This window comes from Salinisphaera sp. T5B8 (assembly GCF_040361255.1).
Taxonomy (GTDB): domain Bacteria; phylum Pseudomonadota; class Gammaproteobacteria; order Nevskiales; family Salinisphaeraceae; genus Salinisphaera.
This window is the reverse complement of record NZ_APNG01000043.1, coordinates 1-7,500: the sequence shown is the minus strand read 5'-3', so window position 1 is coordinate 7,500 and position 7,500 is coordinate 1. Positions and strand designations below refer to the sequence as shown.

At 55.9% G+C, this 7,500-nt stretch carries 3 protein-coding genes and 2 pseudogenes; 2 read left to right on the top strand and 3 right to left on the bottom strand.

Annotated features, from left to right (window positions below):
* The coding region (locus T5B8_RS19815; protein WP_353180983.1) for an IS3 family transposase at positions 1 to 822 on the top strand (822 nt) is incomplete at its 5' end.
* Positions 823 to 906: 84 nt separating this feature from the next.
* Positions 907 to 1,996 (top strand): annotated as a pseudogene (locus tag T5B8_RS19810) (IS3 family transposase).
* A gap of 225 nt (positions 1,997 to 2,221) precedes the next feature.
* Here the strand turns inward: T5B8_RS19810 and T5B8_RS19805 are convergent.
* From T5B8_RS19805 to T5B8_RS19795, 3 genes and pseudogenes are all read right to left on the bottom strand, one after another.
* Positions 2,222 to 5,761 (bottom strand): DEAD/DEAH box helicase, encoded by a 3,540-nt coding sequence (locus T5B8_RS19805; protein ID WP_502950821.1) that lies wholly within the window; start codon positions 5,759 to 5,761, stop codon positions 2,222 to 2,224.
* Positions 5,751 to 6,524, bottom strand: coding sequence for a Hachiman antiphage defense system protein HamA (locus tag T5B8_RS19800; RefSeq protein WP_353180981.1), 774 nt, complete (start codon positions 6,522 to 6,524; stop codon positions 5,751 to 5,753). The genes T5B8_RS19805 and T5B8_RS19800 overlap by 11 nt, the downstream gene beginning before the upstream one ends.
* A gap of 189 nt (positions 6,525 to 6,713) precedes the next feature.
* Positions 6,714 to 7,353: pseudogene (locus T5B8_RS19795) on the bottom strand (tyrosine-type recombinase/integrase); the annotation flags it as partial.
* Positions 7,354 to 7,500 lie beyond the last annotated feature (147 nt).

The window sequence follows — 7,500 nt, the reverse complement described above, 5'->3', positions numbered from 1 at the left end:
GCAGCCAAGCGCGAGCTGGTGCGGTTCATGGGTCAGCGCGGCTTGAGCGAACGACGTTCGCTGGCCGTGGTGGCGATGAGTGCTAGCGCATTCCGGTATCAGCCGACACCGGATCAGAACGAACGCTTGCGGGCTGAGATTCTACGTCTGGCACAGCGTTATCGGCGTTATGGCGCGCCGATGATCTATCTCAAGCTTCGCCAGGCCGGCTGGGCCGTGAACCACAAGCGCGTCGAACGTCTTTATGCCGAGCAAGGCCTGCAAGTGCGTCGGCGACGACGCAAGAAGGTGCCGATCTCCGACCGGCAGCCGTTGATACGCCCCGCTCGGGCGAACGAAGTCTGGTCGATGGATTTTGTATTCGACCGTGTAGCTGACGGTCGCGCCATCAAATGCCTGGGCATCGTCGACGACGCCACGCACGAGTGCGTGGCACTCGTGCCCGGTCGATCAATGAGCGGCACGCAAGTCGCCCGTGTACTTGATGAGTTGGCACTCACCCGCGGTCTGCCGACGGTCATACGATCAGATAACGGGCCCGAGTTCATTGGCAAGGCGATGATGAACTGGGCGCATGACAACGGGGTCGAGCTCAAGCAGATCGAGCCTGGCAAACCGAACCAGAACGCCTATATCGAGTCCTTCAACGGCCGCTTCCGCGATGAATGCTTGAACGAGCACTGGTGCGTAAGCCTTGCCCATGCCACCACGATCATCCGGGGCTGGCATCGAGAGTACAACGAAGAACGACCGAAGAAGGAACTCAGCGGGCTGACGCCCGCTGACTACGCTGCGCAAATGGCCGCAGAGGCGGCAATCTAATGACCTTCTCCCTGAAAAGCGCAGCGATCAGAACTAGAGAATTCGGGCCATTTCGACCACGCTGAGAGGCGGAGGAAATGGACCATGAAGAAGTCGAAATACACGGACGAGCAGATCGCGTTCGCGGTCAAGCAGACCGAAACCGGCACACGCGCCGAGGAGGTCTGCCGCAAGATGGGTATCTCGTAGGCGACGCTGTACAACTGGAAGAAGAAGTACGGCGGGCTGAGCGTCAGCGAAGTGCGCCGGCTCAAGCAACTCGAGGAAGAGAACGGCCGGCTGAAGAAGCTCGTCGCCGATCTGAGCCTGGACAAGGAGATGCTCCGGGAGGAGCCGCGAAAAAGCTTTGAAGGCTGCCAGAAGACGCGAACTGGCAGGTGGGCTGATCAAGGCGTACCGGGTGAGCACGAGACGCGCCGCGTCGATCCTGCTGATGTCCAGCTCGTCGTACTATTACAGGGCACACCCAAGAGACGACCGCGCGGAGCGTGCCCGGATCAAGGAGATTGCCGAGACACGGCTACGGTATGGGATGCCGCGTATTCAAGTGCTGATGCGTCGTGAAGGCTGGGTGATCAATCACAAGAAGACGTATCGGATTTACTGCGAAGAAGGTCTCAACCTGCGACGCAAGCGACCGAGACGACGGGTGGCTGCCATGCACCGCGAATCGCGGCCGACAGTCGAAGCGCCGAACGAAGCCTGGAGCATAGATTTTTTGGCCGATGAGCTGTTCAACGGGCGTCGAATTCGCTCGTTAACTGTAGTCGATAACTTTAGTCGGGAAGCCTTGGCGATCACGGTCGATCACTCGCTGAAGAGCGATGCGGTGGTGGATACCGTGGCACTCATCGGCCAGATGCGCGGCCTGCCGAAACGCATACAAGTCGACAATGGGAGCGAATTCATTTCTAAGGCGCTCGACAAGTGGGCCTATGAGCACGGCGTACAGCTGGACTTTTCAAGGCCCGGGAAACCCACGGATAATCCGTTCATCGAATCATTCAACGGCAGCTTTCGAGACGAGTGTCTGAACGTACACTGGTTTTTGAGCCTGCAGGATGCACAGTAAAAAATCGAGAGCTGGCGCATCGAATACAATGAAGATCGAACCCACAGCTCGCTCGGGAACGTGACGCCCCGCGAGTACTATCTGAGTCACTCACAGGCCTGATTTTTCCAAGTCTGAATGCTCGGTTATTGGGGAGAGGGTCACTAAACCCAAGGGCTCTGGATCAAAACGCTACTAAAACCGGGGCATGGTCGGCAGGCCTGTCGTAGCGATCGTATAACGCGGCTGTGAAACGCGTTCGATCTACAAAGGCGGCTACCTCCGCAGGGCGCTTCTTTCCGCCCGGCCTAGGCGACGGTGACGGCGGGTCTCGACCCAAAGCGGTCATCAGAGCGGCCTGGAAACCGTAGTCTCTCCCGGCCTGCTTTCGATATCGTCCGGACCGTAATAAGTGTAATTCAGGTGCGCGCCATCCGGTGCGACCACGGTATGGAACAGACCAGAGGGCGCGGTTTCCGTAGTGACATCCAAGCGTCCCAGCAGGTGAAATCCGGCTGACATGACAACGGGACTTCCGTCATCGAGGAATTGAAGCGCCAGGATAGTGCCTGGTGCTGGCCTCGCGATGCCGTCATACCAAGAAACCGAGAACTGACCCGTGCGGATGGACCATATCTGCTCTTCTGGAGGTGCGTAACTCTCTTTGAATTCGTTCCAAAGCACGTGGCTATCCGGTGTCGGCCAATCCGGGGACTCGCTCTGAGCTGTTACCTCATCTGAGTTCAGCCAAGCGTTGAACTCAAATGGATTGGCAAATGCAGCGCCTGTATCGCTCACAGCTTTTATGGCTGCGAGCCTTGAGCCAAAACCTGCTTGCATAAGTATGGCGGCGCGCCGGTCTAGGGTGCCTGTCTCTACGGCGGGAACGGCGAGGCCAACTTCAAAGTCTTCAATAGTCATTTCGCCGAGCTCACCGCCGACGTTATCAGCATTGGCCAGCGCCCTAACTCGGACGGCCTCCATTCCCCAAGAGAGTTTGTAGATCAAGCCGTTTTCAATAAACCGGAGGACATCGGAATCAACCTCAATTCCGGCTCCAGCGATGGGTGCGCCTCTTAGCCAGACGGCGAGAATATCGCGCCAGTTTCCAGGGAAAGGAGCGGGAATAAACGGCGCAATGACAAATATTATCTCGGCAAGCGCCACTATCGACGCTATCGCTTGCTCGACGTCTCCGCCCAGAATTGCCCCATTTGCTTGAATAAGAAGCTGGTTTGCTGTGACAGAAGCGGCATCAAGCTGTTGGCCGGTAGTAAGGCCGACACCTGCGAGAAAATAACCTCTTCTTTGTGAGACCGTGCTGTTCGCCCAAATCGTGCTTGCGCGTGAGATTAGAGCCGATCGCAACAGATCCTGAATCGGTTGATTACGATGCGCGATCCGTCTTTGCCAGAGTGATGATGCGAGAACGTCATCAAGGCCCGCCGCAATTTCGTCGGCCGTCAGGGCCTGATCTCCAAGCAGACCGAGGATTGCGGTATCCAGAACCGCTAGATATTTGCGCCAGTCGCCTTCTGCTTGCTGGCGTTCATCGGCATTTTCAGTACCAATCTCAGGAAAGTCCCAGGTGGCGTTGTTGAGGACATACTCCTGCAACTCGACAATGCCTGGATTGCCAAGGGCTACGTTGAGTCGGACTAGAAATGTGAGGACAAGCCGGACAAGCCCGCTTTCCATTTCGTGACCTCTCGCTGCGTCTATCAACTCGTGCCATTGATTACGCCGATACTCGTGGTTGCTGAAGATCGGTAAAAGAACCAATCCCTCAACGTCTACGAAAGCGCGTCCTGCTCTGCCTATGACGTTCTTGAACTCTGAGGCGGGTATGATTTTACGAACGCGGTGCAAGGAATGTATTACTACGGCAGTTGCCGACAAATTCAGCCCTTGTGCCAAGGTAGGCGACGATACTGTGATCTTGAGGACGCCGTCTCGCAACAGACGTTCCATTTCCTTTCGGAAGGGTGTGGGAAGAGCACCATGGTGCACGGCCACACCGATTTGAAGACACGCTAGTATGGGATGCGTTTCGCCTAACCACTCGCGTCCGATAGCTAGAACGCTCGCCAGTTTGTGTTGATCGACTTCAAGCACGGAATCGAGGATTCCGCGCGAAACGAGATCAACGATAGCTTTCGCAAAAGGCTCGACAGACCTACGGATTGGGCAGTAAATCAGGACCGATTGGCCATCCTCGACGAGGCGCCAAGCTGTCGCGAGCACGAGTTCTCTTTGATCACGTGGAAACAGTGCCGTTCGTCGCCCGGATGTAGGCGCTCTTTGGCCGAAGAAATTGGGAACCCAAGGCGATTCATCGCCGATACGCAGGTCTAGTCGAGCATGATTTCCACGCCACAGAACTTCACCGAAACGAATGCGGGTAGGCCGCCAATCGGAAGTGACAGCACCGCCTTCTTTGTCACGCCTGACCCAAGACACAAAGTCGTCGAATTGGTCACCGTCAGGGAGGATGGCTGACAAGCACACGATACGTCGTTGGTGGGCGTCCGGTCTTCTTAGCAGCCGTTGTATCTGTACTTCATAGCGTACTTCCCTCTCCCCCAGTCCAATCATGTGTCCTTCATCGAGAACGACAAGTCCGACATCATCGATGATGGTCGGATCATTTCTAAGGGCGAAGTCGAGCTTTTCCGGGGTCGCGACAACAATATCTCGTGCTTTTAGAACATCTCCCTCGAAGTTGCTTGTCCCGATACTGCCATATAGAGAGGAAATGCTTTTGCCCAACGGGCCGAAGGTCCGTTGCAAACTCATCTCAGTCTGCGCAGACAAAGCTCGCAGGGGGGTAATAAACACAACGCGCTTTCCTTCGGAAAGACAACGCAATATGCAAAGTTCTGCAACACGAGTCTTTCCGGCGCTAGTGGGAAGCGACACAACGAGGTCATCACTAACATCAACCGCGCGCCGGGCGGCATCGACCTGTGATGGCCAGAGGTCGATCTCCGCTCTGCGGCGTTTTAACAGAGAAGCGATGAATAGGCCTCGTAGTGATTGCCAGTTCGCTTCGTCACCTTCGGGCGGATCAGATGGCAATACGCTGTGAAAGCTTGAACGCCACAAATCTTCAATAAGGTGAATTGCAAGACGAAAGCACCACCACTGCGGTACCAAGTTCAGCGCGCCGCATTGTTCAAGGCCAACTGCGAGTTCGGCCCGTGCACGCTCAACCAGATCCTGCTCGCCTGTTTGAAGAGCAACAATGAACGTCCCTAAACCACTATAGAAAACATCCGTAAGAGCAGTGTCCAAGGCGTCCATTACCGGCTCGGACGATTCAGCGTCATCTTCAGCGTCCCCGAGATTTTCGAGTTCGCTATCTAGTTGTTCTGCCAGCCGGCTATCTGCTGCAACGCCCTCTATGCGCCAAGCGGTTATTTCGGATTCGATTTCATCAAGTGAGCGCAGAATAAGCAGTGCTAGCGCCTGCTCGATTCTAGAAAGATTGGCGCTCTGTACCGAAGCTGAGAGCATGGAAAACGCGCGCGCCGAAAGATGACCTAGGTGAAATGCCGAGGCTGCTAGGAGCTTGAGAAAACCACGTTGAGGGCTTGCGGGATTTCCCCTCGAGACGACTGCCTCGATAGCTTCGCCGGCATGCTCGAACGCGGAGCGCGCGAGTGCTTCATTGCCCTTTTCCTTACAGAGCCGCATAGCCAGCGACAACAGTGAATCCCCATAGGAGGCGAGATCATATGAGAGAGTGCCCGCAAACGGGGGCGCATCCTCCGGCAAAACGCCGTCGCGCCAGATCATTGCGCGGGCCTGTCCTCGTGCAAGAAGTCGCCGTCTGAAAGCCGGCTCAATCGCGGATTCTACGGCGCTTTGGAGTTCTTCAAGATTCATCGCCGTTCAAAACCTTTTCGTAGACACTCGCGATGAATGCCTGATGCTGGATGATCCTGAGCCCCACGGAAAGCTGTGAAACTTGGCCACCATAGCTCTCCAAATCGGTTTTGAGAAAGCCTTCGGGATCATTTCCCGAGAACGAGAAGATCATCTGCGTTACTTGCGCAGCGGAGATACCGTCGCGCAATTGCGCCATGTCGATTGCATCGGCTAAATCTTCCTGCCCAAGCTCGAGTAGGCGCTCGGACAAAAACGTCAACGCGTGGCTGGAAGGACGGCCGCTGTCGCCCTCCAAAGCCTCACGTGCGTCTTCTATCGTGCGCGTACCAAGAGCTGCTGCGCTCTTGGCTTCCACCTTTAGGAAACCGATTCTTTCATCACCCGGTATCAGGCGAATGCCAATCACATCGTCGCCACGCATCGACATTTCTCGATGGTCCTTCCATCGAAGTCGTTTGATCGGCGTGGAGAAGCCCGTGCGCTCGTCTATGTATTCAGTTGCGAGTATCTCGCCAAGATCACCGGACTGCTTTGTCCTTTCTGTTGGCAACTTCGTTCGCAGTAGGCCGGCGACACCCGGCTTGCCGAGGTTCTCAAACACTCTGGCGAAGTGTTCCGGGGAAGTATAGTGTTCGGGAACAACGGCGGCAGCGCGCTCGCAAGCTTTATCTAGATTCGGATCAGCAACCGTGAGCAGGCGAATATTGTTTACGCCTACATCTTGGTTTTCTTCAACGCTCCATTCTGGAAATAGAAGCATGGGGCCACACCCTCCGGTCTCGTCGCATTAAAGCGCATCCTAGCTAAAAACCTGGGCTTGTCTTGTCGTTCGCCCAGCTGCAACTGGTATAACCAGCAGTACAGGCCAACGCTGCCATATGATTGGCCTTGGCGGATACGTGTAGGCGCCGAACGAGCCGCGCAGCTGGCTCGTTCGACAGCAACGGCATACCTCTGTCTGTTGCGACATCTCGAGCGCGTCATCGACCTCGATGCCGAGATAGCGCACCGTGCTTTCCAGCTTCGTATGTCCCAGCAAGAGCTGCACGGCGCGTAAATTGCGCCTTCGCCTATATATCAGCGTGGCTTTCGTGCGACGCATCGAGTGCGTGCCGTAGTCAAGCGGATCCAGGCCGATGCTCGCGACCCACGATTTAACGACTCGGGCGTATTGCCGCGTAGATAGATGTGGAGAACCCGCCACCCGGCTAGGAAACAAGTAATCATCGGCTCGCAGCGCGGCAGCGCTTATCCATGCTTCGATCGAGGTACGTGTCTGCTCTGTCAGTTCGAACTGTACGGGTCGGGCCCGTCTTCTGCTGAACAATCGCGGTACGGGGCAATACGCGGCCACCGTGCGCCACGTCTTGAACCTTCAGCCTAACCAGATCACACCCGCGTAGCTTGCTGTCGATCGCGAGATTAGACGGTGCAAGGTCCCGCGTCTGGGTCGCAAGCTGTAGCCGTACCCGAATGCCCCAGATCTCCTTGAGCTTTAGCGGTGGCTTCGGGCCGACTAGGCTGCCTTTGTTCCACGGAATGATGAACCCTTTAGACGAAGTGCCTTTCCATTGGTCGATATACTCCATGACGATTCCTTTTGCTGAACGGAACCGTCAATATTCGACCGATCGCTGGTGATCGGGTAGCGACCCGAAGCGGTCATTCTTGGTATGAGTATGGGCACCTAGGTGTGATCTTTCAGTAGGTTGTTCATCCGGGTCATTTGCCTTGAA